This is a genomic window from Mycolicibacterium canariasense (assembly GCF_002101555.1).
Taxonomy (GTDB): domain Bacteria; phylum Actinomycetota; class Actinomycetes; order Mycobacteriales; family Mycobacteriaceae; genus Mycobacterium; species Mycobacterium canariasense.
Map to the genome: position 1 here is coordinate 1 of NZ_LQOL01000028.1, position 25,672 is coordinate 25,672.

Genomic DNA, 25,672 nt, shown 5'->3' on the forward strand with positions numbered 1-25,672 from the left:
TCCGGTCCGGTGATCGAACCAGCAAAAATGCGGAGAATTAAAACCGAGTCCTGGTTACCGATCTCTGACGCGGAAGGTTGTTCTTGCAGTGTCGTGCCTGATTGCCGCGCCGGGAGCGGGGGCTGATCCGCAGGTGATGCCGGATCAGTGGACGCAGTTCGTTACTGATGACGGCTGGGTGGTGGATGTGAACACCACCAATGAGGTGATCGATCACATCGACAATCTGGCGGGTGCATCGAATTCGTGGCAAGCACGGGTGACATTGCGCTCGGAAGCCCGCATTGGTGGCTCTGGTGGTGCGGTGATTCAGGACGCGCAGCTCGAATCGGGCTATTTCGTGGGGTGCCGCACCGATTCCTCCCCAGGAGTGGAGGTCGGTGTGGATGCCGGGATCGATCCGTATCAGCAGGTCAATGGTCAGGTCTATGGCGGCGGGTACGGCGGCGGTGGTTCCGGTGGTGGTCAGGGCGGTGGGTTCGGCGGGGCGTCGGGCGGCGCGACGTTGGGGGTGCAGGAGCATCTGGGTGGGCATATCCGGGTGTTGCTGAAACCTGGTGGCCTAGCGCAGGTTCCATTGGACCGGATCAGCCTGCGCAGCATGCATGCGGTGTCCAATCTACGGGATCAGAACATCGAAGCCGACGGATGCGGCGGCCAGGTGAAGATCCAGTCCTACACCACGATCCGGGTGCGCACAGATAACGGCAACGACACCCAAACCCTCTACGGCGAACCCAAGGACTTGTGATCGTGGCAACCGCATTGCGTTCAGGACACCAGCGGCGGTCCGTCTGTCGGCGCGCTGTGGTCACCGCAGCGATGCTGCTGATGATCGGTAACACCGGCGGTGTCGTCGGCACCGCCGGCGCGGACCCCGCCTCGACCGACCCTTACCGTCCTGCTGTGCCGCTGCCGGTCCAGCGGCCCATGCCCGAAGACCCTGCACGGATCAATCCGATTGGCGGGGCACGGATCTCTTCGAGCACTCCGCGGGGGGAGACAGCCGGCATGGAACGTCCACTGGCCGCCCAAGCTGAACGTGGCGCGGTGACAGTACCGATGTGGGCCAAAGACGGCATCTTCGCCCCGACTGCAGACCCCAACCGGCAGATCGCGATTCACCTACCCGGCGAGCTCAGTCTGGCGCCGGCTGCCTGGACCCCTGACGGTGGTGCCGTGTACGGCTCCAACGACGTCGACTACCAGGTGATCCCGTTCGCCGGTGGTGGGGCCGACGTGGTGATCACCCGTAGGAGCGTGTTCTCGGGTAGCACCTACCCGATCGGGATCAAACTTCCCGCCGCAACGCATCTGCGTCAAGGCACCAACGCCGTGCTGGTCGAAACCGATCCCGCACCGGCGAATCCGTCCCGGGTGATCGGCACGTTCAGCATCCCGACCGCCACCGACGCCAAGCAGGCGCCGCTGTCGGTCACACCGACGTTGGGGCCCGGTTTCCCGCCCGGACAATCCAACCTGACCATCGATCTCGGGCCGGCCAACGTATTCGCGTTCCCCGTCACCATCACGCTGTCGTACCGGGCCTCGGACATCCCGACCACCGGCGCGCCGGCCCCGGACTGGGCCGGCCTACCGCCGGGTACCCGCACCCCGATCGACATCATTCCAAAGCCGGTTGACTATGTCGCCGACCCCACCGGCGCCCACCGGCCCGACGGTGTTGACCCCACGCTGTACGCGCAGCGGCACTCCGGAAACTGCCAAGGAGGCCCAAACCAGTACGCCGCCGCCGATGGCCGGACCGCAGACTTCGTCGCGTCATGCCAAACCCAACAGCTCTGTCTGGCAAGCACTCCCGCACAGACGAGCGTCGACTCCTGCAATGCCCGGCTGCTGGCCAACATGTCCGCTCAATGCGTCGTGATCTTCGGATCTACAGGCCAGGACTACGACGGGTGTATCCGGGCTGCCTCCGACGAAGTGGCATGGGCTAAAGCGAACATGACCGGCGGGCCCGAATGACCACAACGTACGTCAGCACTGCAGCTTCCCCGGGTTCTCCTGCCTGCACGAAGGACTAGAACATGAGCAATACCATCATCGACCCTGGCCACGATCGTGGCGAACCGCTCACCGAGCCGATGTCCACGGTCCCGCCTGCACCACCGCTGACCGGTTTCGCCGCCGGGATTACCGGGGCCGCACTGCTTGTCGCTGGGGTGTGGGGTCTGCACGTCCTCGCACCGGGCGGCAGCCTGTCGGTGGGGGCGGTGGCGCTGCTGCTCGCCGCGTTCACCGCACTGGGTAAAGGCATCACCCTCGTCCAGCGCGCAATCGCCCCGATCATCGCAGCTGCGACCATGGCGATGTCCGGAGTTCCGGCACTGGTGCGGGCGATGACAGGAATGATTGTTGGCGCCGTGGGCATCTGGTGGGTGTTACGCGGACATGCCGCCCTCTGGTGGGCGCATTCCACCGGCACTGCCGCCGGCTGGACGCTCCTCTCGGCACTGGTGCAGGTCGCGATCATCGCTGCCGCCGGAGCATTGTTGTTCGGCGGCGCCACAACGCTGGTGTCGGCGTTCGGGCTGGCCACCAGCGCCCGCCGGGGCGCTGATCGGTGGGCATCCTGGTGGTCCTCGCGTCCGGGGCTGGGGGTGATGCTGCTGGCCGGCGCCGCCGCCCTGGTCGTGCTGTCCGGCTATCTCTTGCGCCGGATATCGGATTGGCTACTGGGCGGTGACCCGAAGGCAGCGTTCGCCGCGATCACGGTGATCCTGACCCTGGGATTGTTGGCGAACACCTGGTGGTGGGGAGCCCTGTCCGGATGGTGGGCCTGGGCACATCGCCCACACACCCCCGGCAGTGGCACCACCCCGATGGGCCAGATGTACGCCGGCGCCGGGGTTGTGGCGCTGCTGTGGTTCTCGGCGACCGCGTTCGGGCTGGCGGTCCCAGACTCCTACACCGGGCCCGGCGCGATGCCCCGGGCCCGTGCTGATTGCCCACCGGACTGCGGTGGCGGTGGTGGATCGGGCTCGTCCGGACCCGACCCATCGCAATTCCAGCCGCCCCAAATGCCCAATCCGCCAGGGCAATACCAGGGCGGCGCCAACTCCGGATACCCCGGCCCCGACCAGGCAAACGGCATATCCATCTACAACCCCGCCACCGGCCAGGGCGGCCCGACACAGGGCGGCTACCCCCAATACCCCTCCCAAGGTCAACCCGGCCCGCCCGCCAACGGCGTCCAGCCACCCAACTACGACGCCCCCCTGCAGGCCCCTGCACCGCAACAGACGGCACCGGCAGGTCAGGAAGTCCCCGCCAACGGCAGCCAGCCGCCGAATTATGATGCCCCGGCTCAGGCTTCCGTGCCTCAGCAGGCACCGTCCGCCCCGCAACAACAGACCCCTGCCGGGCCCCAGCAAGGCCCGGGCCAGCAGCCTGCACAAGCACCACAACAACCGGCGCAGCCACCCGAAGGTCAGCCGCAACCCGGCCAGCCGAACCAACCCCCTCAACAAGGACAACCGAGCCAGCAGCAACCACAAGATCCGACCAACGAGCAGTCCACCCAACAAGTTCAACAGCAGCCGCAGAACCAGAAACCCACCACACCACAGAAGGACCCAAACACCCCCGTCGACCCGACCGACCTAGCCGCAGCCGCCACCCGCCGCGGGTCACAACAAGCAGGACAACAAGGAGCGCAACAAAGCACACAAGCGACGCAACAGGCCACCCAACAAAGCACACAAGGGACGCAGCAGGCCACCCAAGCCGGTGAACGCGGCGCCGAACAGGCTGCAGAACCCGGCGATCAGTTCCCTGCCGATTTCCACATGGGGCAACTCGGTGACGGCCTAACGGCCCGTGCGGAGTACAGCCCTACCGGTGCTCACTGGGGAGATAACGCAAAGAACGTTGGAGCCTTGACCAAGGAAACTGCAGAAACGCTCGCAAAAGCAGGAAAGAGATTCACGAATATTGGCCGAGTGCTGGAAGCGGGACAGGCTGCTGCAGAGTTAGCCAACGGCGCTCCTGTGCCTGAGACTGTCGGCAAGACTGCGGGGTCCCTGTTGGGAGCTTGGGGTGGAGCCGAGGCGGGTGCGCTGGCGGGAGCTGCGATCGGGTCCTTCCTTCCCGGGCCTGGAAACGTTGTCGGGGCCGTCGTGGGCGGCGTCGTGGGCGGGTTCCTCGGTAGTGGCTTTGGTTCCGCTGCAGGAGAAGCGCTCGGCGGAGCAGCGCGGTCCGCCGGATCGGCATTATCGTCGGCAGCGAGCGCTGTAGGAGGCTTCCTTGGTTGGTGACAAGATCTACTCAAACGCTTTAGGTGAGGGATGTTATGAATAGCAGTGATCATAGCATGACGGGCGCTTTCGCGATTGTATTAATCATCAACATGATTGCCGCTATAGCTTTCATCTTCAAAAGTGACTTCCATAAAACTGTGCCGCCGAAGAAGTCATGGATATTGCCGATTTGTACATCACTGCTCTTTTTTGTGGTGGCACCAAACCCTGCAATAGCATTTGGTTGCGTAAGTATCACACTAGGATTCAGGGCTATCGCGATCTTCTTCACAACTGGCATCCAGAAGAAATTATCCAATCGGATCGCGCAGCGCATAGGATATACGCCAAAAAAGACAAATAGATACGAAAAGAAGAAGAAGGATAGTCCCGATGGAAGCAATTAACGACACTGAAAATGCTTGCGAAACATCCGATAGCGACTCTCATTTAACAGGGACGGGGGGGCGGTTAATGCTTACAGTAATGACGGTGGTGGTCGGATTCACCGGGCTGGTTGTCATGCTTGCGAGCTTTCGGTTAAGGGTGCATATGCCGCTGGCACACATCGTCTACCTGGCCACGAGCTGTGTCGTTTTTCTGACAGCGACTACTGTTGGCCTGTACTCGTTAGTGCACTCACAAACGCTAAAGATTGGCACTTTATGCAGCGCCTTGGTGATTTTTGTAGGCATCGTTCGGCTGACAAAGTACCGTTACACTTCCTTGTCCGCGCCTGGCCCGTCATGACCAGGGCTGAGGTAATCAACAGTCTTGCTCTTCCTGGTATCGACTCAAAATAGCGCGGCCACGGCCTTTCAAGTACTAAACCGGAAGAAAGATTCATAAAGACAGGAGTCAGTCGCCCGGACGTCGTCGATTCCCGCCGACCTTGCTGCACCCTTCCTATTACCTCCTCCACGGCCACCTACGGCTAAATTTGAAACTCCCATTTACGCGGTTATGGCAGTGCATCGATGTATGCCGCACGGCAATGAAACGGCTGCAAAAGCGCTCAATTCTGAGGCACTTATTTCAAGAGTCGCAATGAGCATGATACGTAATGAACGCTGGCACATAGAAATGGAAAATAGTATCAGATGAATAATCATCGCCGAATTTCAAGAGCTATATACGGCGTAATTGTAGCCGCGGCTGCGGTCGGATGCGCTTCCCACCAGCCTTCGCCATCGGCGTCAAGCTCGGCGGCCGCTGCGACAACGGCACCGCTATCATCGGTAGCCGTCAGCGCGGCGGGATGCACCGCCAGTGATGTCCCGCTCACTACCTTGGAGCCCAAGGCGGCCGACGAGCCCACACTGGCACTTCCCACCCCATCGGGGTGGGTCTACTCCGCATCGATGAACTCACCGATCATCCGCGGGTTCGTTGCCAACGTAGGCCTGCGGGCCAACGACTTCACCCCGAACGCAGTAGTGACCCTCGAAGACCTGACCGGCAAGGTCCGCAATACCGAGCAAGGCATCGATGCTGAGCTCTCCAGCATCGCGCAGAACGGAATCGCCGTCACGAGCCGAATACCAGGGACCGTCTGCGGACACCCGAGTACAACGATCACGTACACGCTTCTAGGCCACTCGGTGACGGCGCTGATCACCGCAGCAGCGGACGGGCCGAAAGTATGGGCCGCAACCCTGACTGTGCAAACCGCCGAACCGGACAATCCGGCTTACAACGCCGGTAAACAGGCCATTCTGAACAACTTTCAGCTCATTCTGCCCGGTCACGGCTCCTCCCAATAATGTGTCTTGGTCCCATCTGCAGGGAGTATCCGCCAGCGAGAACGTGTCAGCTCCCGTCGATTGGGTACCAGGCAAGTAGTGCTACTTGATTGGTCCAGCACTACCAGTGCTGGACCAACCATTTCGCCGGCATCGGCTCTGTGTACGGCTAGCCCGAAGATCCAAAACCGTTGCAGCGTAAGAAGTACGATACATCGAACCAAACTTTCGGCACGCCGCCAGTCATTCGCGTAAGCCGCCCCGTCGCCCAATCCGGGGGGAGGAGGACGCGGCTTCCCCTGTCGCAACCCGAACAGCGGACAGGCACCGACATGTCCCACGTGATGATTCTGGTCACCAAGGATCCGCGCGGCGGCTTCGATGTGCTCGAAAGCGACCGGCAGAGCGGCCTGCCCGCCGGCATGAACAATGCCGAGTCCCTGCTGTGGAAGGTCTACGGCAAGTAGCGCAGCGCCGACTGTGGGCCGTATGCACGCCAGATCACGATGAGGCGTACGTACGGCCCACAGTCGCGTCGGCGTATCACGCCAACGAGTCCACCCAGGCCTGATGTAACCCGGCGAAATGCCCACCGGCATCGATCAATTCGCCCGGTGGTCCGTCCTCGATGATGCGCCCGTGCTCCAGCACCAGCACCCGGTCCGCGCTGAGCACCGTGGACAGCCGGTGCGCGATGACCACCGCGGTCCGGTCGGCCAGCACCGTCACCAACGCCTTCTGCACCAACCGCTCACTGGGCACGTCCAGCGACGACGTCGCCTCATCCAGAATCAGCACCGCCGGATCGGCCAGGAACGCGCGGGCGAACGCGATCAGCTGCCGCTGCCCGGCGGACAGCCGACCGCCGCGCTTGGCGACGTCGGTGTCGTACCCGTCGGGCAGCGCGTCGATGAACCGGTCGGCGCCGACGGCCACCGCCGCGGCGCGCACCTCGGCGTCGGTGGCCGAGGGCCGGCCGAACCGGATGTTGTCGGCGACGGTGCCCTCGAACATGAAGTTCTCCTGGGTCACCATCACCACATGCCGGCGCAGCTCGGCCTGTTCGATATCGCGCAGATCGACCCCGTCCAGGCTGACCGTCCCGGCCACCGGGTCGTAAAACCGGGCGATCAGTTTGGCGATGGTGGTCTTTCCGGCACCGGTGGTGCCAACCAGCGCGACCGTCTGCCCGGCCGGGACATGCAGCGACAGGTCCGGCAGCACCGGACGGCCCGGCACGTACTCGAATCGCACGCCACGGAACACGACCTCGCCGCGCACCACCGGCAGCGCCACCGGATGCTCCGGGTCACGGATCCCGGGCTCGGTGGCCAGCACCCCGGAGATCTTCTCCAGCGCCGCCGACGCCGACTGGAAGGTGTTGAAGAACTGCGAGATCTCCTGCATCGGCTCGAAGAAGATGCGCAGATACAGCAGGAACGCGGTGAGCGTGCCCAGCGTCATCTGCCCGCCGAGAACCCGGTAACCGCCGTAGAGCAACACCACACCTGTGGCGAGGTTGCCGACCAGCCGCACGCTGGGCATGAAGATCGCAAGCAGTTTGAAGGCCCGCTCGTTGATCGACTTGTACTGGTCGGCAACGTCTTCGAAGATCTCCTGGTTGCGCGGCTCGCGCCGGTAGGCCTGCACGGCCTTGATCCCGGTCATGGTTTCGACGAACTGGACGATCACCAATGCAGCGGCTTCCCGCACCTTGAGGTAGGTGCGAGACGACTCCGAGCGGAACCACATCACCAGCGCCACCAGAATGGGGAAGGCGCACAAGCACATCAGGCCCAGCCGCCAGTCCAGTACGACCAGCAGCACCGCGGTGCCGCACATCGTCAGCACGGCGGTGATCAACCCGTCGAACCCGGTGGCCAGCATGTCCTGGATGGCCTCGATGTCATTGGTCGACCGGGCAACCACCCGGCCCGAGGTGTAGCGATCGTGGAAGGCCACATCGAGGCGCTGGAAATGCCGGAACAGCCTGCGCCGCAACTCCAGCAGCACGTCCTGCCCCATCCGGCCCGACCGCCGCAGGAACACCATCCGACTGCCGCCCTGGACGACCACCACCCCGCACAGCACCGCGAGGATGACCACCAGCTCACGCGCCGAGCCACCATTCACGATGGGCGGGATGCCGTGGTCGATGCCGCGCTGCACCAGGATCGGCACCGACAACCGGGCCGCGTTCTCGACCACCACGATGATCGCGAGGAGGGCGATCATCGTGCGGTAGGGCCGCAGCAGATCGAACAACAGGTGGCGGGCCTCGCGCCGCCGCGAGATGGATTCGTCGATCGGCAGATCGTCGTCGTGGTCGTCGACCTTGCGCCCGCGCCAGTCCGTGACACTCATGACTGCTGGGCCTTCCACGACAGCGCCTCGTCCTCCAGGCGCAGCCGGTCCAGCTGGGCCCGGCACTCGTCGTCCTCCCAGTCGCAGACCCGTTCGGCGCCGTCGTCGAGCTCGTCGTCGGCGGCCAGCAGGTACCGGTACTCGGCCACCGACGCCAACAGCTCACTGTGCGTGCCGATGGCGATGATGGTGCCGTCCTGCAGCAGCGCCACCCGGTCGGCCAGCAGCACCGTCGAGGCGCGGTGGGCCACCACGATGCCGGTGACGTTGCGCAGCACCCGGCGCAGCGCCTCGGTGACGACGGCCTCGGTGTGCACGTCCAGCGCGGACAGCGTGTCGTCGAGCACCAGCACCGACGGGTCGGCCAGGATGGCGCGGGCCAGCGAAAGCCGTTGCCGCTGACCGCCGGACAGGCTGATGCCCTGCTCCCCGATGCGGGTGTCCAGCCCGAACGGCAGGTCGTAGACGAAGTCGGCCGAGGCGACGCTTATGGCCTCGGCCAGCTGGTCCGCACTCGCGTCCGGGTTGCCCAGCTGCAGGTTTTCCCGCACCGACATGGAGAACAGCGTCGGGTCCTCGAAGGCGGTGGCCACCGCCTGCCGCAGCGCAGGCAGCGAGAGGTCGCGAATATCCTTGCCGTCCAGCAGGATCCTCCCCTCGGTGACGTCGTACAGCCGGGACAGCAGCGCGGCCAGCACCGACTTGCCCGACCCGGTGGCACCGACCAGGGCCACGGTCTCCCCCGGCTCGACGGTCAGGTTCACGTACCGCAGAGCCCACGCCTCGGAATCGGCAAATCGAAAGCCGACGTCAACGAGCTCAAGCCGCCCGCCGCGCGGGGTCGCACGGACCGGACCGTCGACGATCTCCCGCGGCGCGTCGAAGATCTCGGTGACCCTGTTGGCCGCGGTCATGGCCTCCTGCGTCATCGACAGCAGATAGCCCAGCGAGGCGATGGGCCAGACCAGCGACAGCATCATGGTGATGAACGCGACCAGGGTGCCCATGCTGACCAGACCGTGCCCGGCCGCGTACGCGCCGAAGCCCAGCACGATGATCAGCGTGATGTTCGGGATGACCTCCAGCAGCGTCCAGAACTTCGCGGACACCGACACCTTGTTGATCTCGGTGCCGTACAGGCCCGTCGCCCGCTCGTCGAAGCGGTGGTAGGCGTACCGCTCGCGGCCGAACGACTTGATCACCCGCAGCCCCAGCGCGGCTTCCTCGACATGCGTGGCGACGTTGCCGGACTGGTCCTGCGACAGCCGCGACAGCCGGGTGAACTCACGCTGGAAATGCAGCACGGTGAGCGTGATGGGCACGATGGACACCACCACCACGACGCCGAGCGGCCAGTACATGCTCAGCAGCAGTGCCGTCACCACGATGATCTGGACGATGTTGAGCATCAGGAACAGCAGCCCGAAGGACAGGAACTGCCGGATGGTGCTGAGATCGTTCATCACCCGGGAGAGCAACTGGCCGGACTGCCACTGGCCGTGGAAGTTCATCGGCAGGATCTGTAGCCGCGCGTAGAGGTCCTTGCGGATATCGGCCTCGACTCCCATGGTGGCGCGGGCGACCAGCCACCGGCGGATGAACCACAGCACCGCTTCGCTGACGCCGACGGCCGTGGCGGCCAGGCCCAAGATCCACAGGCCGCGTTCATCCTGGTGGCGCACCGGTCCGTCGATCACCGCCTTGGTCAGCAGTGGGATGGCGACGGTGGCGCCGAGGCTCGCGAACGCCGCGACCACCATGACGGTCCAACGCATCCGGTAGGGCTTGAGGTACGGCAACAGCCGGATGATGTCCGACGACGAGCGGATGCGCCGCGGTGGCGGCGCGATGGCCGGCGTCGAGCGCAGCCCGCTACCCTCCGTTTGCATTGCACTCCCCACTGAGACTGTCTAACTCATGGCACCGACATCCATGTCGCTGTGGGACCCCCCCGACTCTGATATTCCCACGCCGGACAACCGAATAACCTGACGCTAGAACCTCAACAATTATTGAGGTCAATTCAATTCCGGGCCGCGGCGCCAGCCTGCCGCAATCGTGGTCGTCCATCAGGCAAGATGGCCGTATGGAAAGCGGAGCCAGTGGAGCAGTCTCACCCCGGGTCCTCGTCGTCGACGATGATCCCGACGTACTGGCGTCGTTGGAGCGCGGCCTGCGGCTGTCCGGATTCGAGGTCGCCACGGCGGTCGACGGTGCCGAGGCCCTGCGCAGCGCCACCGAGACCCGGCCCGACGCCATCGTGCTGGATATCAACATGCCCGTGCTGGACGGCGTCAGCGTGGTCACCGCGTTGCGCGCCATGGACAACGACGTGCCGGTATGCGTGCTGTCGGCCCGCAGCTCGGTGGACGACAGAGTGGCCGGCCTGGAAGCCGGCGCCGACGACTACCTGGTCAAACCGTTCGTGCTGCAGGAACTGGTCGCGCGGGTCAAGGCGTTGTTGCGCCGCCGCGGGTCGACCGCGACGTTCTCCTCGGAGACCATCTCGGTCGGTCCGCTCGAAGTGGACATCCCCGGCCGGCGAGCCAGGGTCAACGGTGCCGACGTCGACCTGACCAAGCGCGAGTTCGACCTGCTGGCCGTGCTCGCCGAGCACAAGACCGCCGTGCTGTCCCGGGCGCAGCTGCTCGAGCTGGTGTGGGGGTACGACTTCGCCGCCGACACCAACGTCGTGGACGTGTTCATCGGCTATCTGCGCCGCAAGCTGGAGGCCGGTGGTGCACCCCGGTTGCTGCACACCGTCCGCGGCGTGGGGTTTGTGCTCAGGCAGCAGTAGATGGACCTGAACGACCGTCTCTACCGGCTGCTGGGACTCCCCAAGCGGGCGCTGTCGCTGCGCACCATCGTGCTCGCGGCATCGTTCGGTGTGGTGGCCACCGCCATCACCATCTGCACCTGGGTGTGGATCGGCATCACCAACGAGCAATACAGCCAGCTGGACCGTCGGCTCGACTCGATCGGCAGCCTCGGCGACGTGACCACCCTGCTCAGCAGCGCCCTCAACGATCACGCCGATGAGCCCACGGCCAACGGCGGCCTGGTGCGCACCGCTCGCATCGCCGGATCCACCGTCTCGACGCCGGACGACATCGTGCTGCCCGAATTCCCCGACGGCTTCGCCACCACCACCATCAACGGCGTCGACTACCGGGTGCGCACCTTCAGCGCGGGGCAGGCGTCCGTGGCGCTGGGAGCGCCCACCACCGAGACCGAGCACCAGATCGACGCCCAACACCGGCGGGTGCTGCTGATCGGTGGTGGCGTCGTCGGCGGCACCGCCATCGTCGGCTGGATCATCTCGGCCATCATGATCACCCCGTTCCGGCGGCTGGCCCAGCAGGCCCGGGCCATCAACGCCCAGTCCAAACCCGAAGCGATCCAGGTGCGCGGGGTGTGGGAGGCCACCGAGATCGCCGAGGCCGTGGAAGGCATGCTGGCCCGCATCGGCGACGAGCAGCAGCGCACCAAGGCCGCCCTGGAATCGGCCCGCGATTTCGCGGCCGTCGCCTCACACGAGCTGCGCACCCCGCTGACCGCGATGCGCACCAATCTCGAGGTGCTCGACACCCTGGACATGCCCGACGAGCAGCGCAAGGAGGTGCTCGGGGACGTCATCCGCACCCAATCCCGGATCGAGGCGACGCTGACGGCGCTGGAGCGACTGGCCCAGGGCGAACTGACCACCGCCGACGACCACGTTCCGGTGGACATCACCGAACTGCTCGACCGCGCCGCCCACGACGCGATGCGGGTGTATCCCGATCTGGACGTGTCGCTGGTGCCCGCCCCGACGGTGCTGATCCTCGGGCTGCCCGCCGGGTTGCGACTGGCGGTGGACAACGCCATAGCCAACGCCGTCAAGCACGGTAACGCCACCCGGGTGCAGCTGTCGGCGGTCAGCTCACGCGCCGGGGTGGAGATCGCCGTGGACGACGACGGGGTCGGCGTTCCCGAGGATGAGCGCACCCGGGTGTTCGAGCGGTTCTCGCGCGGCTCGACGGCATCACATTCCGGGTCGGGGCTGGGCTTGGCACTGGTCGCTCAGCAGGCCGAATTGCACGGTGGCACTGCATCGTTGGAGGCCAGCCCGCTGGGCGGGACGCGACTGCTGCTGCGCCTGCCCGGGCCGGTGCCCCAGCCGAGCTGACGCTCAGGGAGCCGTCAGGCAGTAGGTCCGCACCGGCTCGGGGTAGCTGTAGGTGGTGGCGTCGGCCGGGCACTGGGCGGCGGCGGAGTCGAATCGCTGGATCACCTTGTAGGCCTTGTCATCGGTGGTGGTGCAATCGGTTTGTTCGAGGTTCTTGCCGTCCGCGGTGGGGTGATAGCAGTGCCCGGCGGTGAGGTTCTCGACGAGGCACAACCGGCCGACCGCGCGGTGGTCCAAAGTCCAGTCATAGCTGATGTAGTTGGCGTTGGCGCATGCGCGGTCGCTGTCCAGTACGGCGCCGACGGTGAAGCTGGGGTCCACACCACAGTCGGTGCGGTGCACGTCTTTTCCGTCAGCACCGAGCGCAACACAGTCTCCGACAAGGAAACTGGTGATCTCCTGCTTCGCGGCGGTGGTCGCCTGCTGCACTTGGTGCTTCTCGGCCAGGCTGAACTTGGCCAGCAGGATCAGCGACACACCGATGATGGTGAAGGCCAGTCGGGCCTTTTTGGTCCGCCACCAACGCGTTTTGGCCACCGGAGGCGCAGCAGGGGGTTGCAGATCGGTCATGACGTTCGTCCTTCGCTTGCTTGAGCGCCCGCGTTCCGGGCATATGCAGATGTAGTCGCGGAAGATCGGGCGATCCGAACGCCGTAGGACCGTGATCTACGCCACGGCGCACTTTCCTCGGCTACGGCCGTCAGAAGTCGATGAGTCCCAGGGTGTAGAGGATCGCAACCGACACGGGATCCACCAGGCCCTGCCCCAATACCGGAGTCGGGCCGTTGTCGATGACTCGCTGGGCCAGCGCGGCTCGGGTGGCGTACCAGCACGTCGGGCACAGTCGCCCGAGCACCGCGGCAGTGGAGCCGTCGCCGTTGATCAGCGTGTCACCGTCTGCGGCTACGGTCACCGAGTCAGCAAGCAGGACACCGAGTTTCGCGCAGATCAGGTCGCGCACCGCCGTGCCGGCCCGAGACAGCTCGGGTACCGACGGTCGGCCGAGTTCGTTGCGTTCGTCGCGTGCGACCCGCAGGAGATAGTTCTGCCCGTCGGTCAGTGTCGCGCTGTCGCCCAACGGCAGTGCGATGTTGATCATCGCCAGCATCGAGGCTTCCCGTCGCGTCGCATGGAAACGAGCGATCTCGGCTGCCACCCGCTCCCGGTCGAGCCGGGCAGCCTCCGCGTCGAGCAAGTGCCGATCGGCATCCCAGTGCCCGGCGTCGGCGGGCAGGTACGGCTGCAACGCTTCGCAGCTCGCGTAGTCGATGAGTAGCTGGGGAAAGGACACCGTCATCCTGGCGGGCAGGAACAGTCCGGCTTCGAAAGCGTCGGCGGCGCGGCGTCGGATCATCGCCGACACCTCCCCCCTGCAAACACATCCCGCCCGTCAACCGATGACGCGCATCTACAAGGTGTAGTCGGGAACCGAGCCCGAAACCGAACGGTGATCTAGGTCACGGCAACCTGACGAAGTTACGTCAGCGCGCACCCAGCAGGTCGATGACGAAAATGAGCGTCTTGCCGGACAACCGGTGACCGCCACCGACGGGGCCGTAGGCCTGCTCCGGCGGGATGGTGAGCTTGCGCCGGCCGCCCACCCGCATCCCGGGAATGCCGTCCTGCCAACCTTGGATCAGGCCGCGCAGCGGGAAGGTGATCGACTCGCCGCGATTCCACGAGCTGTCGAACTCCTCGCCGGTGTCGTACTCGACGCCGACGTAATGCACCTCGACGGTGCCGCCGGGCACCGCTTCTTCCCCGTCGCCGACGGTCACGTCTTCGATGACCAGCTCCGTGGGGGCGGGGCCATCCGGAAATTCGATCTCAGGTTTTGTAGCCACGCTTGCCCACCGTAGTCGGGCACACTAGGTCCATGGCCACCGATGCGGACATCCTCGCCGAAGTCAACAAACTCGTCGCCGAAGAGCAGGAGCTGCGCTCCGCGCTGCAGCACCGTGAGATCGACGAATCGACCGAACACCAGCGGCTGCGCTCCATCGAGGTGCAACTCGACCAGTGCTGGGATCTGCTGCGCCAGCGCCGGGCCCTGCGCGAATCCGGTGGCGATCCCGATCAGGCGACCGCGCGCCCCGCCGATGAGGTCGAGGGCTACCTCGGCTGACCGCGGCGTGGCCCCGATGCAGTTCGACGTCGTCATCGTCGGGGGCGGACACAACGGACTGGTGGCCGCCGCCTATCTGGCTCGCGCGGGACGGCGGGTGCGGCTGTTGGAACAGCTCGACCACGTGGGCGGCGCAGCGGTGTCCGCGCACGCCTTCGACGGCGTCGACGCCCGGCTGTCGCGCTACTCGTACCTGGTCAGCCTGCTGCCACGGCGGATCATCGACGATCTGGGCGCCCGGATCCGGCTGGCCCGCCGGCGGTACTCGTCGTACAGCCCGGACCCCGGAACCGGTGGATCCACCGGGCTGCTGCTGGGTCCGCAGAACACCTTCGAGGCGATCGGTGCGGCGTCGGACGCCGCGGGGTTCGCGGAGTTCTACCGCCGCACCGGTGCGCTGACCAAGGCCCTGTGGCCGACGCTGCTGCAGCCACTGGAAACCAGGTCGGCGGCGCGGCGGCGGGTACTGGCGGGCGGAGTCGACGCCGCCACCGCGTGGCGAGACATCGTGGAACAGCCGATCGGGCACGCCATCACGGCGGCCGTGCGCAACGACCTGGTCCGCGGGGTGGTCGCCACCGACGCCCTGATCGGTACCTTCGCCTCCACCGACGACCCGGCACTGCTGCAGAACGTGTGCTTCCTGTACCACCTGATCGGCGGCGGCACCGGCGACTGGGACGTGCCGATCGGCGGAATGGGCGCGGTCACCGGGGCCCTGAGCGCCGCCGCGAGCGGATTCGGCGCCGAGATCAGCACCGGCGCAGAGGTTTTTGCGATCACCCCGGACGGCGAGGTGCACTACCGGCACGGCGGCGCCGAGCACGTCGTGTCCGGCGCCGTGGTGCTGGCGGGCGTGACGCCCACGGTGCTGGCCGGGTTGCTGGGCGAGCCGGCACCAGCCGCGGCGCCGGGGGCACAGATCAAGGTCAACCTGATGCTGCGCCGCCTCCCCCGCCTGCGGGACACCTCGGTGTCCGCCGAGCAGGCATTCGGCGGCACCTTCCACATCAACGAGACGCTCACCCAGCTGGAGACCGCCTACACCACCGCCGCAGGCGGCCACGTCCCCGATCCGCTGCCCTGCGAGATCTACTGCCATTCCCTGACCGATCCCAGCATCCTGTCCCCGGCGTTGCGCGAGAGTGGGGCGCAGACCCTGACGGTGTTCGGGCTGCACACCCCGCACAGCCTGTCCGCCGGCGGCGATCCGGACCGGGTCAGGGACCGGCTCACGTCGGCCGCCTTGGACTCGCTGAATTCCGTTCTGGCCGAACCGATTCAGGACGTCATCATGGAAGACGCCGCGGGCCGGCTGTGCATCGAGGCCAAGACCACCGTCGACCTGGACCACACCCTGGGTATGACCGCGGGCAACATCTTCCACGGCGGGTTGAGCTGGCCGTTCGCCGAAGACGACGAGCCACTGGACACACCCGCCCGGCGCTGGGGCGTCGCCACCGCACATCCGCGGATCCTGTTGTGCGGGTCGGGGTCACGACGCGGCGGTGCGGTGTCGGGTATCGGCGGGCACAACGCCGCCATGGCGGTTCTAGAGGGCTAGTTTGCGCAGAACCGTCTGCAGCGCACGCAGATCCGCTTCATCGAGGCCGGCGAGCGCGGCGGGTGCGGGATCCTGCACCGCCTCGACGGCGGCCGCCAGCGCCTGCCCCTCGTCGGTGAGCGACACGACCTTGCAGCGCCGGTTGGCCGGGTTGGTCTGACGCAGCACCAGCCCGCGTTCCTCCAGATCGTTGACCGCCACCGTCGCCGCGGGCGCGTCCAGGGTGGCCGCCTCGGCCAGTTCCTTGACCGTCATCGGGGTACGCGCCAGCCGACGCAGCACCCGGATCCGGCTGAACGGCAGGCCGGACCGTTCGATCACCGCACGCTTCCAGTCGCCGCGGTTCTCGTGCACGAGGGCGGCCATCCGCTGCCACACCTCGTCGGCGAGCGGGTTATCCGACATGGACGGGCGCCTCCTGGCGCCCCTCGATCAGCGGCGCCAGCCGCTGTGCCGAGGCCAGCGCCCGCGGGGCGGTGGACACGAAGCCCAGCACGATGATCACCACCCCGAGACCGACGGACGTGAACCACAGCGGCCGGGCCGCGCGCATGAAGTCCAGGCCGGTGGACGGCAGCGACGTCCCGATGACCGAACCGCACAGCGCCACACCGATACTGACCCCGATCTGGCGACTGGTGCTGGTCACCGCGGACGCCGCACCGGCACGATCCAGCGGCATGCCGCTGACCGCCGCGTTGGTGATCGGGGCGTTGACCATGGAAAAGCCCATGCCGAACACGGCGAACACCACCAGCAGCGCCCACACCGGCGTCGTCGCCGTCAAGAAGGTCAACATCAACGACACCGTCGTGATGAGCACCCCGGCGGTCAGCAGTGACGGCCGTGCGCCGTAGCGGCCCACCAACCGGCCCGACAGTGGCGAGAACACCAAGCCGCCGATGGCGATGGGCAGGTAGATCAGCCCGGTGTGCATCGCCGAATAACCGCGCTCGTTCTGCAGGTACAGCGACATCATGAACAGGAACGCGCCCCAGGTGGCGAAGGCGCTGACGGCGATGACGGTCGCCGATGCGAACGGGACGCTGCGGAAGAACCGCAGGTCGATGAACGGGTCGTGGCGGCGGGACTCGAACCGCAGGAACGCCGTGAACGCGGCCACCGCGACACCGGCCGTGATGAGGACGCGGGGATGGCCCCAGCCCAGCGCCGGGCCCTCGATCAGCGTGTACACCACGCCGAAGAGGAACAGCACGGCCAGGCCCTGACCGATCGGGTCGACATTGCGCATGGTCGCCGATTTGGTTTCCGGCACGAAGATCGCGGTGAGGATGATCGCGGCCGCGCAGATGGGCAGATTGATCCAGAACACCGCGCGCCAGCTCACGTACTCGATGAGCAGACCGCCCACCGTCGGCCCCAGCGCCATCGAGATGCCGATCACCGCGCCCCAGAAGCCCAGCGCCCGGGCGCGTTCCACCCGGCCGGTGAACACCTGCGAGATGATGGACAGCGCAACGGGATTGAGCATCGATCCGCCGATGCCCTGCAACAGCCGGGCCGCGATCAGGGTGTCGATACCGGGTGCCAGGCTGCACAGCAGCGAACCGAGGGCGAACACGGTCAGCCCGATCTGGAAGACGCGGCGGCGGCCGAACCGGTCGCCCATGGCACCCGACAGCATCAGCAGCGAGGCCAGCACCAGGGTGTAGATGTCCACCACCCACTGCAATTGCGCGGGGCTGGCGCCGAGGTCGGCGCGGATGGACGGGATGGCCACGTTGACGATGGTGGCGTCCATCGACACGATGAGCAGGCTCAGGCAACAGGACACCAGCACGATGGCCTTGCGCCGCGGCGTCAGCGTGTCGATGGTGTCATTCACACAACCATTGTGGAACTACAACCTTTAGCTATGCAAACGCTGTCAGTCGCCAGACGTAAAACTCCCGCCCTTTCGCTGCAAGGGCGGGAGTTCTATGTCTGTTCGTGGGACCGCTAGGCGCGGGTGTCGATGCCGGCGTAGTCGCGCTCGGTGTAGCCGGTGTAGATCTGGCGGGGTCGGCCGATCTTGCCGGGCTCGGAATGCATCTCACGCCAGTGCGCGATCCAGCCGGGCAGCCGGCCGAGCGCGAACAGCACGGTGAACATGCGGGTGGGGAAGCCCATCGCCCGGTAGATGACGCCGGTGTAGTAGTCGACGTTCGGGTAGAGCTTGCGCTCGATGAAGAAGTCGTCGGTCAGGGCGATCTCTTCGAGCTGCTTGGCGATGTCCAGCAGCTCGTCGTCGCCACCGAGCTTGCCCAGGATCTTGTCGGCCTGCTCCTTGACGATGCGCGCCCGCGGGTCGTAGTTCTTGTACACGCGGTGCCCGAAGCCCATCAGCTTCACACCGTCTTCGCGGTTCTTCACCTTCTTGACGAAGGTCTGTACATCGTCGTCGCCGGTGCGGATCTTTTCCAGCATCTCCAGCACGGCCTGGTTCGCGCCGCCGTGCAGCGGGCCCCACAGCGCGTTGATGCCGCCGGAGATGGAGGTGAACAAGTTGGCCTGTGACGAGCCGACCAGGCGCACGGTCGAGGTCGAGCAGTTCTGCTCGTGGTCGGCGTGCAGGATCAAAAGCATGTCCAAGGCGCGAACAATTTCGGGGTCGACCTCATACGGCTCGGCCGGGAAGCCGAACGTCATCCGCAGGAAGTTCTCGACCAGGGTCAGCGAGTTGTCCGGGTACAGGAACGGCTGGCCCACCGACTTCTTGTAGGCGTACGCCGCGATGGTCGGCAGCTTGGCCAGCAGCCGGATGGTGGACAGTTCGACCTGCTCGTTGTCCAACGGGTCCAGCGAATCCTGGTAGTAGGCGCTCAGGGCGTTGGCCGCCGAGGACAGCACCGGCATGGGGTGCGCGTTACGCGGGAAGCCGTCGAAGAACCGCTTGAGGTCCTCGTGCAGCAGGGTGTGCCGCTGGATCTGGGTGGTGAACTTCTCCAGCTGCTCGGCGGTGGGCAGTTCGCCGTAGATGAGCAGGTAGCTCACCTCGATGAAGGTCGACTTCTCGGCCAGCTGCTCGATCGGGTAGCCGCGGTAGCGCAAGATGCCGGCGTCACCGTCGATGTAGGTGATCGCGGACTTGGTGGACGCGGTGTTGACGAACCCGCCGTCGAAGGTGGTGTAACCCGTCTTGGCCAGCAGTGATCCCAGCGCGATGCCGTCGGACCCCTCGGTGGCGTGGACGATATCCAGGTCCACTGAGCCACCCGGATAGCTAAGGGTCGCTACTTGTTCAGGGCTGGAGTTTTCGGCCACTGGAACCCCTTCTGTGGTCGTCGGCTACGCGTCACTACTGGACGGTAGTCGCTAACGGTGCGGCGCGCTTGCGTGGGGTACCGGCTGCCGGGATTGCCGCAACCGCTCGACCATCGCCGACGGGGTGTGCACCCCTCCGCCGACTCGATCGACCAGTACCGGCCGGAGGTCCGGAACCGGTGCGATCAGACATGCGCTGCCATGTCGAGGCCGGCCACGAACTCGGCCGCGTGGGTACAGGCCTCGTTGAGCCGCTGCACCATCAGCAGCGGGCCCAGCCGGGCATCGGCGGTATCGGCGACCAGGTCGCCGCAGGCGGCCACCATGATCGACGAGAACATCGACACCCCCAGGCACAGCCGGCGATCGTCGATCGGCACGCCCATGCGATCGGCAAGCAGGGCAAGCACTCTGGGGTGGCGGAACTCGAAGGCGCCGTGGCGCAAGGCGTCCGAACCGTTGATGATGCGCAACATCAGCACGATGCGGTCCTTGGTGAGCCGGCCGACGGTCTGGCCGTCCACGCGGGTGAGCACCTCGACGTGCGCGGAGCGCAGGGCCTCCACCGGGCCCAGATGCGGTGGCAGCCGGGTGATCTCATCGGCGATCTCGTCGGCGAGATCCTCGATGAGGGTGAGGAAGACGGCCTCCTTCGTCGCAAAATACCGGCTGAAGGTGCGCGCAGACACCTCGGCCTGCGCAGCGATCTGTTCGACTGTGGTGTGCTCGTAGCCCTGGCGCAAGCACAGCTCGAGCGCGGCGTCGACAAGTGTCGCGCGGGTTCGTTGTTTCTTGCGTTCACGCAGGCCGAGATCGGCAGCCCCCGCGGCATCAGCCATTACTGGATGGTAACTCTCGGTCACCGCTCATCTTGGCTATACGCCCGGACCCGATAACGCACGAATGCCGGCCCCGCCAACGCGGCCAGCACCACGCCGATCACCACCAACAGACCGCCGCCTGCCGCAGCGACCGTCGTCCCGACAGCGGCGGCGGCCGCGCCGTGGGCCACGTCCGCGATCCGCGGGCCGCCGGCCACCACCACCGTGAACACTCCCTGCAACCGACCGCGCAGGTCGTCGGAGGCCGCCTCTTGCAAGATGGTCGACCGGAACGCCGCCGACACCATGTCCGCCGCGCCGCCGAGCGCCAGGAAGCCCAGCGCCAGCCACAGCATCAGCCCGGCCGTGCCGTGCGCGGCTCCGGCGGCCAGCCCGAACCCGAGCATCGCCACACCCCACACCACGATGGCCATCACCACCGTCAGGCCTTGCCGGCGGATCCTGGGCAGCCAGCCGGAGAACACCCCACCGGCGACCGCGCCGACCGACATGGCCGCCGACAGCAGCGCCATGGTGGTGCCGCCCTCGACCGGCCCGCCGAAGCTCTCGTGGGCCATCTGCGGGAACAGCGCCCGCGGCATGCCGAAGATCATCGCGATCAGGTCGACGACGAACGACAGCAGCACCACCTGGTTGCCGGCCAGGTAGCGGAACCCCTCGAGCACGGCGCGGAACCCGAACTTGCTCGCCCCGTCGCCGGCGCCGGTCGGCGGCATCTTCGCCAGCCGCACCGTCGCCCAGATCGGGGTAATGCAGGTGATGGCGTCGATCAGGTACAGCGTCGACAGGTCGACGAAATGCAGCAGCACCCCCGCCAGCAGCGGCCCGACGATGGCGCCGAACTGCATGACCGTCATGTTCAGCGAGTTGGCCGCGGGCAGCTGCTCGGCCGGCAGCATGCGCGGGATAGCGGCCGCCCGGGTGGGCGAGTTGACGGCGTAGAACACCTGCTGCACCGACAGCAGGCACAGCACCACCCAGACGTTGTTCAGGGCGAGCGCGGCCTGCAGCCACAGCAGCACCGACGCCACGGCGAGCCCGACGGCGGTGATGATCAGCAGCAGCCGCCGGTCCATGGCGTCGGCCAAGGCGCCGCCCCACAGACCGAAGACGATCAGCGGGACGAGGGCGAACAGGCCGGCCAACCCTACGTACGCGGAGCTCTCGGTGAGGGCGTAGAGCTGGACGGGAACCGCGAAGATGGTCAGGTTCCCGCCGATGACGGTGACGATGCCGGCCAGCCACAACCGCCGAAAGTCCGGGGTCTTCAGCGGTGTGGTGTCGGCGAACAGCTTTCTCACAGCAGGGCGAGCGAAGCGACGGGGAATGTCACCAGGGCGAGCGAAGCGACGGGGAATGTCACCAGGGCGAGCGAAGCGACGGGGAATGTCACCAGGGCGGGCGAAGCGACGGTCACGGCTGCAACCGCTCGACAGTGAATGTCGCCGCCGGAGCGGCTCCGGCGGTCACCCGAATCCTGTTGTGCACCCGGTTCTCCCGGCCCTGCCAGAACTCGAGGACCTCGGGCGCGATCAAGTACCCGCCCCAGTGTGGCGGTACCGGCACCACCTCCTGATCGGCGAACCGGGCCGTCACCTCGTCGAGCTGATCGAGCAGTGCGCGCCGGCTCGCGATGGGCTGGGACTGGTGCGACGCCCACGCCCCGAGCTGAGAACCGCGCGGCCGCTTGCTCCAGTAGTCGGCGGTGGCCTCGGCGGACACTTTGGTCACCGGGCCCCGGACATGCACCTGTCGTCCCAGGCCGTACCAGGGGAACGTGGCCGACGCGTACGGGGTCGCGGCCAGCTGCTCACCCTTGGCAGAGTCGTAATTGGTGTAGAAGCTGATCCCGGATTCATCCACGCTTTTGCACAACACCGTCCTTGTGACGGGCCTTCCCCGGTCGTCGACGGTGGCCACCACCATGGCATTGGCCTCGGGCACCCCGGCCGCCCAGGCGTCGGCGATCCAGCTGCGCAGGAGGGTCAGCCAGCCGGTCGAGGGGTCGGGGCCGAGCCAGTCGGCGTCCAGGTCCGGGCTGCCATCCTTCTCGACGGATCCGTACTCGACCCGCATCCTGGCAAGATCCTGATCACCCGTGCTGCTCACGCGATAACGCTACGCCAGCCGACGGTCACCGGCATGTGGCCGGTCCCGGCCCGGGTGCGACAATTCGCGCATGACCGTTCCGGAAAACTTCGTTGCCGGGCTGGAGGGCGTCGTCGCCTTCACCACCGAAATCGCCGAGCCGGACAAAGACGGCGGGGCGCTGCGCTACCGCGGCGTCGACATCGAAGATCTGGTGGCCAGGCGTGTCACCTTCGGCGACGTGTGGGGCCTGCTGGTCGACGGCGAGTTCGGGCACGGCCTCGCCCCGGCCGAACCGTTCCCGCTGCCCATCCACTCCGGCGATGTGCGAGTGGACGTGCAGGCCGGGCTGGCCATGCTCGCCCCGATCTGGGGATACGCCCCGCTGTTGGACATCGACGACCAGACCGCCCGCGAGCAGCTCGCGCGCGCCTCGGTGATGGCGCTGTCGTATGTCGCGCAGTCCGCCCGCGGTATCGGCCGGCCCGCGGTGTCGCAGCGCACCATCGACGAATGCCCCACCGTCACAGCACGATTCATGACCCGGTGGCAGGGCGACCCCGATCCCCGGCACGTCGAGGCGATCGACGCGTACTGGGTGACCGCCGCCGAACACGGCATGAACGCGTCGACGTTCACCGCCCGGGTGATCGCCTCCACCGGCGCCGACGTGGCCGCGTCGCTGTCGGGCGCGGTGGGTGCGATGAGCGGGCCGCTGCACGGTGGCGCGCCGGCCCGGGTGCTGCCGATGATCGAGGAGGCCGAGCGGACCGGCGACGCCCGGGCGGTGGTCCGCGGCATCTTGGATCGCAACGAGAAGCTGATGGGCTTCGGGCACCGGGTGTACCGCGCCGAAGATCCGCGGGCGCGGGTGCTGAGGGCGACGGCGCAACGCCTGGGTGCGCCGCGCTTCGAGGTGGCCTCGGCGCTGGAGCAGGCCGCACTGGCCGAACTGCGTGAGCGCCGGCCCGACCGCGCCATCGAGACCAACGTGGAGTTCTGGGCGGCGGTCATCCTGGACTTCGCGCAGGTGCCCAGCCGGATGATGCCCGCCATGTTCACCTGCGGGCGTACCGCGGGCTGGTGTGCACACATCCTGGAGCAGAAGCACCTCGGCAAGCTGGTGCGTCCGGCCGCGATCTACGTCGGCCCCGATCCGCGGTCACCGGAATCGGTGCCGGGCTGGGACCGCGTCCACACCGCCTGACCGCGCCGCGCTACCCACAAATTTCTCGGTTACCCAAGCACAGCCCGACACCGCCACCACCCCTGACGATGCCGCGCTGCCAGGACACCCTGGCCCAGATGGGCGCACCGGCCACCATGGTGAACGGCGTCGCCATGGGGAAATCGTCTTCGGCGGAGCGTATCTCGGTGTTCCGCACGATGGTGGCCAGGGCCAGGGTGGCCTCCAACATGGCGAAGTGATCGCCGATGCAGGACCGCGGCCCGGCGCCGAACGGCAGGTACTGCCAGCGGTCCATGGACTTCAACGCCTCCGGCCGGAACCGCTGCGGATCGAAGACCTGCGGCCATTCCCACAGCGTCGGATCCCGTTGCACCGCATAGGTTCCGAACAACAACAGGGTGCCCGCCTTGATCCGGTGACCGTCGACCTCGAGATCCTGCACCGCCACCCGGGACACGCCGGGGGCGGGCGGGCACAGCCGCAGCGCCTCCCGCAGCACCTGCCCGGTGTACTCGAGCCGGTCGAGATCGTCGGGCCCGAGCGGGCGGTCGCCGAGTTCGGCGGCCTCGGCCCGGACATTCTCCTGCATCTCCGGGTACCGGCCCAGCTGCCACAGCGCGTAGGTCAGTGCGGTGGCCGTCGTGTCGTGCCCCGCGGCGATGAACACGATGAGCTCGTCGCGGATCTGGGCGTCGGTCAGCCCCTCCCCCGTCTCCGGGTCCCGGGCCGCCATCAAGGCCCGCACCAGGGGTGCGTCCAGATCGGGATCCGCGCGGCAGGCGCGCAGCACATCATCGGCGAGGGTCCGCAAGGTCGCGGCCGCCGCCCTGGCCCGGCTGCGCCCCGGGGTCGGCACCCAACGGGGCAACCGGACCGGCGAGGTCGCGCGATCGGCGATATAGGTGAGCACGGTGCGCAGCGGTTCGTCGATGGACTCCGCCCGGCGGTCCAGGTCGACGCCGAGCACGGAGCGGCCGAGGGCTCGCATGGTCAACCGGCGGCATTCGGTGTCCAGGTCGACGCGCGCCCCCTCGGCCCAGCCGTCCACCACGTCCTGCGCGGCCTGGGCCATATCGCCGGCGAACGTCTGTACATGTTTCTTGGTGAACAGGGGCTGCACCGCGCGCCGGCGCGGCAACCACTCGTCGTGCATCATGTCGAACAGGTTGGCGCCGAGCACGTGCTGCATCTCGCGATGCATGAACGTCTTCTCCAGGTACTGGTCGCTGCGGCCGAGCATGTCGCGGCCACCGCGCGGCGAGGTGACGACCACGACCTCTTCGGTAAGCCACCGCGGTCCGAGCTTGAGTCGTGTCACCGGACCGCCGGCGTCGCGTAGCAGCTCGAAGCCGGTGTGGAAGCTGCGCAGGGCACGCAGCTGCTCGCGATACGGCAGCGGATTGAGCGGCGCCAACGGCAGCTGCTCGACAGTGTCGTTGCTCATATGAGCAGCTTCTTGCCGTCTGCCGAGCAGCCCTAGCGTAGTGGACTACCTGTCTTTGTTTGCTTGTCGGTGCGCGGTGGTTTCATGGCACCGGTCCGCGATGAGATCCGCGGTTGCGGCCGGTCAGTATCATCGTCCGCCCGCCATCTCATGGAGGAGAAACCCATGGCCATCGAAGTCGTTCCCGCCGTGACCCCGCACCTCGTCGTCGACGACGCAGCCGCCGCCATCGATTTCTACGCCCGCGCGTTCGGCGCTACCGAGCTGGGCCGGGTGCCCGGTCCGGACGGCCGTCTGGTGCACGCCGCGCTCACCATCAACGGCTCGACCGTGATGCTCAACGACGATTTCCCGGAGTACAACGACGGCAAGGCGCAGAATCCGAAAGCGCTGGGCGGCTCCCCGGTCACCATCCACCTGACCGTCACCGATGTCGAGGCCAAGTTCGCCAAGGCCGTCGAGGCGGGCGCGGAGGTCGTGATGCCGCTGGAGGATCAGTTCTGGGGCGACCGGTACGGCATGGTGAGGGACCCGTTCGGCCACCAGTGGTCGTTGGGCCAGCCGGTGCGTGAGGTCAGCCCCGAGGAGATCGCCCAGGCGATGCAGGCGCAGTAGGCGCCGGC

The 25,672-nt window shown here is 66.8% G+C and carries 24 protein-coding genes; 11 read left to right on the top strand and 13 right to left on the bottom strand.

What is annotated here, in order from left to right:
* Positions 1-136: 136 nt before the first annotated feature.
* The 3 genes from AWB94_RS04240 to AWB94_RS04250 all read left to right on the top strand — a co-directional run bounded on the left by AWB94_RS04240 (position 137) and on the right by AWB94_RS04250 (position 4,277).
* Positions 137-751 carry an MspA family porin gene (locus AWB94_RS04240; protein ID WP_109762339.1) on the top strand — a complete coding sequence of 205 codons (615 nt, stop codon included), beginning with the start codon at positions 137-139 and terminating at the stop codon, positions 749-751.
* 260 nt (positions 752-1,011) lie between these two features.
* A complete protein-coding gene (locus AWB94_RS04245; RefSeq protein WP_062657552.1) occupies positions 1,012-1,986 on the top strand; it encodes a hypothetical protein in 975 nt (324 codons plus the stop codon).
* Positions 1,987-2,048: 62 nt separating this feature from the next.
* On the top strand, positions 2,049-4,277 hold the full coding sequence (locus tag AWB94_RS04250) for a hypothetical protein (protein ID WP_084395231.1): 2,229 nt from the start codon (positions 2,049-2,051) through the stop codon (positions 4,275-4,277).
* Positions 4,278-4,326: 49 nt separating this feature from the next.
* On the opposite strand, the gene AWB94_RS34515 is transcribed toward AWB94_RS04250, so the two are convergent.
* Complete coding sequence (locus AWB94_RS34515; RefSeq protein ID WP_131805318.1) at positions 4,327-4,560, bottom strand: hypothetical protein; 234 nt, start codon at positions 4,558-4,560, stop codon at positions 4,327-4,329.
* A 799-nt stretch (positions 4,561-5,359) separates the two neighbouring features.
* Between AWB94_RS34515 and AWB94_RS04255 the strand changes: the two genes are divergently transcribed.
* Together AWB94_RS04255 and AWB94_RS36040 are read left to right on the top strand one after the other, a co-directional pair.
* Positions 5,360-6,022: an LpqN/LpqT family lipoprotein gene (locus tag AWB94_RS04255; protein WP_084395232.1), complete on the top strand. Its 663-nt coding sequence runs from the start codon at positions 5,360-5,362 to the stop codon at positions 6,020-6,022.
* Positions 6,023-6,333: 311 nt separating this feature from the next.
* A complete protein-coding gene (locus AWB94_RS36040; RefSeq protein ID WP_264021030.1) occupies positions 6,334-6,468 on the top strand; it encodes a hypothetical protein in 135 nt (44 codons plus the stop codon).
* A gap of 76 nt (positions 6,469-6,544) precedes the next feature.
* On the opposite strand, the gene AWB94_RS04260 is transcribed toward AWB94_RS36040, so the two are convergent.
* Together AWB94_RS04260 and AWB94_RS04265 are read right to left on the bottom strand one after the other, a co-directional pair.
* Positions 6,545-8,365, bottom strand: a complete 1,821-nt coding sequence (locus AWB94_RS04260) for an ABC transporter ATP-binding protein (RefSeq protein ID WP_062657524.1) — start codon at positions 8,363-8,365, stop codon at positions 6,545-6,547.
* Positions 8,362-10,254, bottom strand: coding sequence for an ABC transporter ATP-binding protein (locus tag AWB94_RS04265; protein WP_062657525.1), 1,893 nt, complete (start codon positions 10,252-10,254; stop codon positions 8,362-8,364). The genes AWB94_RS04260 and AWB94_RS04265 overlap by 4 nt, the downstream gene beginning before the upstream one ends.
* A 197-nt stretch (positions 10,255-10,451) precedes the next feature.
* On the opposite strand from AWB94_RS04265, the gene prrA reads away from it, so the two are divergent.
* Positions 10,452-11,162, top strand: a complete 711-nt coding sequence (gene prrA, locus AWB94_RS04270; protein ID WP_024452022.1) for a two-component system response regulator PrrA — start codon at positions 10,452-10,454, stop codon at positions 11,160-11,162.
* On the top strand, positions 11,163-12,533 hold the full coding sequence (locus tag AWB94_RS04275) for a sensor histidine kinase (RefSeq protein ID WP_062657526.1): 1,371 nt from the start codon (positions 11,163-11,165) through the stop codon (positions 12,531-12,533).
* Positions 12,534-12,536: 3 nt separating this feature from the next.
* Here AWB94_RS04275 and AWB94_RS04280 read toward each other — a convergent pair whose 3' ends face one another.
* The 3 genes from AWB94_RS04280 to AWB94_RS04290 all read right to left on the bottom strand — a co-directional run bounded on the left by AWB94_RS04280 (position 12,537) and on the right by AWB94_RS04290 (position 14,377).
* Positions 12,537-13,103 carry an LppU/SCO3897 family protein gene (locus AWB94_RS04280; protein WP_062657527.1) on the bottom strand — a complete coding sequence of 189 codons (567 nt, stop codon included), beginning with the start codon at positions 13,101-13,103 and terminating at the stop codon, positions 12,537-12,539.
* 130 nt (positions 13,104-13,233) lie between these two features.
* A complete protein-coding gene (locus AWB94_RS04285; protein ID WP_062657553.1) occupies positions 13,234-13,887 on the bottom strand; it encodes a hypothetical protein in 654 nt (217 codons plus the stop codon).
* A gap of 127 nt (positions 13,888-14,014) precedes the next feature.
* A complete protein-coding gene (locus tag AWB94_RS04290) occupies positions 14,015-14,377 on the bottom strand; it encodes an FKBP-type peptidyl-prolyl cis-trans isomerase (RefSeq protein WP_062657528.1) in 363 nt (120 codons plus the stop codon).
* Between the two features lie 32 nt (positions 14,378-14,409).
* Here AWB94_RS04290 and AWB94_RS04295 point away from each other — a divergent pair, with 32 nt between their 5' ends.
* Positions 14,410-14,658, top strand: a complete 249-nt coding sequence (locus AWB94_RS04295) for a DUF2630 family protein (RefSeq protein ID WP_062657529.1) — start codon at positions 14,410-14,412, stop codon at positions 14,656-14,658.
* A gap of 16 nt (positions 14,659-14,674) precedes the next feature.
* Entirely contained in the window at positions 14,675-16,222 is a 1,548-nt protein-coding gene (locus AWB94_RS04300) for a phytoene desaturase family protein (RefSeq protein ID WP_062657554.1), read from the top strand.
* Here AWB94_RS04300 and AWB94_RS04305 read toward each other — a convergent pair.
* From AWB94_RS04305 to pdxH, 6 genes are all read right to left on the bottom strand, one after another.
* Entirely contained in the window at positions 16,211-16,627 is a 417-nt protein-coding gene (locus AWB94_RS04305) for a MarR family winged helix-turn-helix transcriptional regulator (protein WP_062657530.1), read from the bottom strand. The genes AWB94_RS04300 and AWB94_RS04305 overlap by 12 nt on opposite strands.
* Entirely contained in the window at positions 16,617-18,047 is a 1,431-nt protein-coding gene (locus AWB94_RS04310) for an MFS transporter (protein WP_062657555.1), read from the bottom strand. The genes AWB94_RS04305 and AWB94_RS04310 overlap by 11 nt, the downstream gene beginning before the upstream one ends.
* A 134-nt stretch (positions 18,048-18,181) precedes the next feature.
* A complete protein-coding gene (locus AWB94_RS04315; protein WP_084395233.1) occupies positions 18,182-19,486 on the bottom strand; it encodes a citrate synthase in 1,305 nt (434 codons plus the stop codon).
* A gap of 185 nt (positions 19,487-19,671) precedes the next feature.
* Positions 19,672-20,325 carry a TetR/AcrR family transcriptional regulator gene (locus AWB94_RS04320; protein WP_062657532.1) on the bottom strand — a complete coding sequence of 218 codons (654 nt, stop codon included), beginning with the start codon at positions 20,323-20,325 and terminating at the stop codon, positions 19,672-19,674.
* Positions 20,326-20,345: 20 nt separating this feature from the next.
* Positions 20,346-21,629, bottom strand: a complete 1,284-nt coding sequence (locus AWB94_RS04325) for an MFS transporter (RefSeq protein ID WP_062657533.1) — start codon at positions 21,627-21,629, stop codon at positions 20,346-20,348.
* Positions 21,630-21,741: 112 nt separating this feature from the next.
* Positions 21,742-22,404, bottom strand: a complete 663-nt coding sequence (pdxH, locus tag AWB94_RS04330; protein WP_062657534.1) for a pyridoxamine 5'-phosphate oxidase — start codon at positions 22,402-22,404, stop codon at positions 21,742-21,744.
* Between the two features lie 103 nt (positions 22,405-22,507).
* Between pdxH and AWB94_RS04335 the strand changes: the two genes are divergently transcribed.
* A complete protein-coding gene (locus AWB94_RS04335) occupies positions 22,508-23,623 on the top strand; it encodes a citrate synthase 2 (protein ID WP_062657535.1) in 1,116 nt (371 codons plus the stop codon).
* A gap of 10 nt (positions 23,624-23,633) precedes the next feature.
* Here the strand turns inward: AWB94_RS04335 and AWB94_RS04340 are convergent, their stop codons facing one another.
* Positions 23,634-25,049, bottom strand: a complete 1,416-nt coding sequence (locus AWB94_RS04340; protein ID WP_064961323.1) for a cytochrome P450 — start codon at positions 25,047-25,049, stop codon at positions 23,634-23,636.
* A gap of 165 nt (positions 25,050-25,214) precedes the next feature.
* Between AWB94_RS04340 and AWB94_RS04345 the strand changes: the two genes are divergently transcribed.
* On the top strand, positions 25,215-25,664 hold the full coding sequence (locus tag AWB94_RS04345) for a VOC family protein (RefSeq protein WP_062657556.1): 450 nt from the start codon (positions 25,215-25,217) through the stop codon (positions 25,662-25,664).
* The last annotated feature ends 8 nt before the right edge of the window (positions 25,665-25,672 follow it).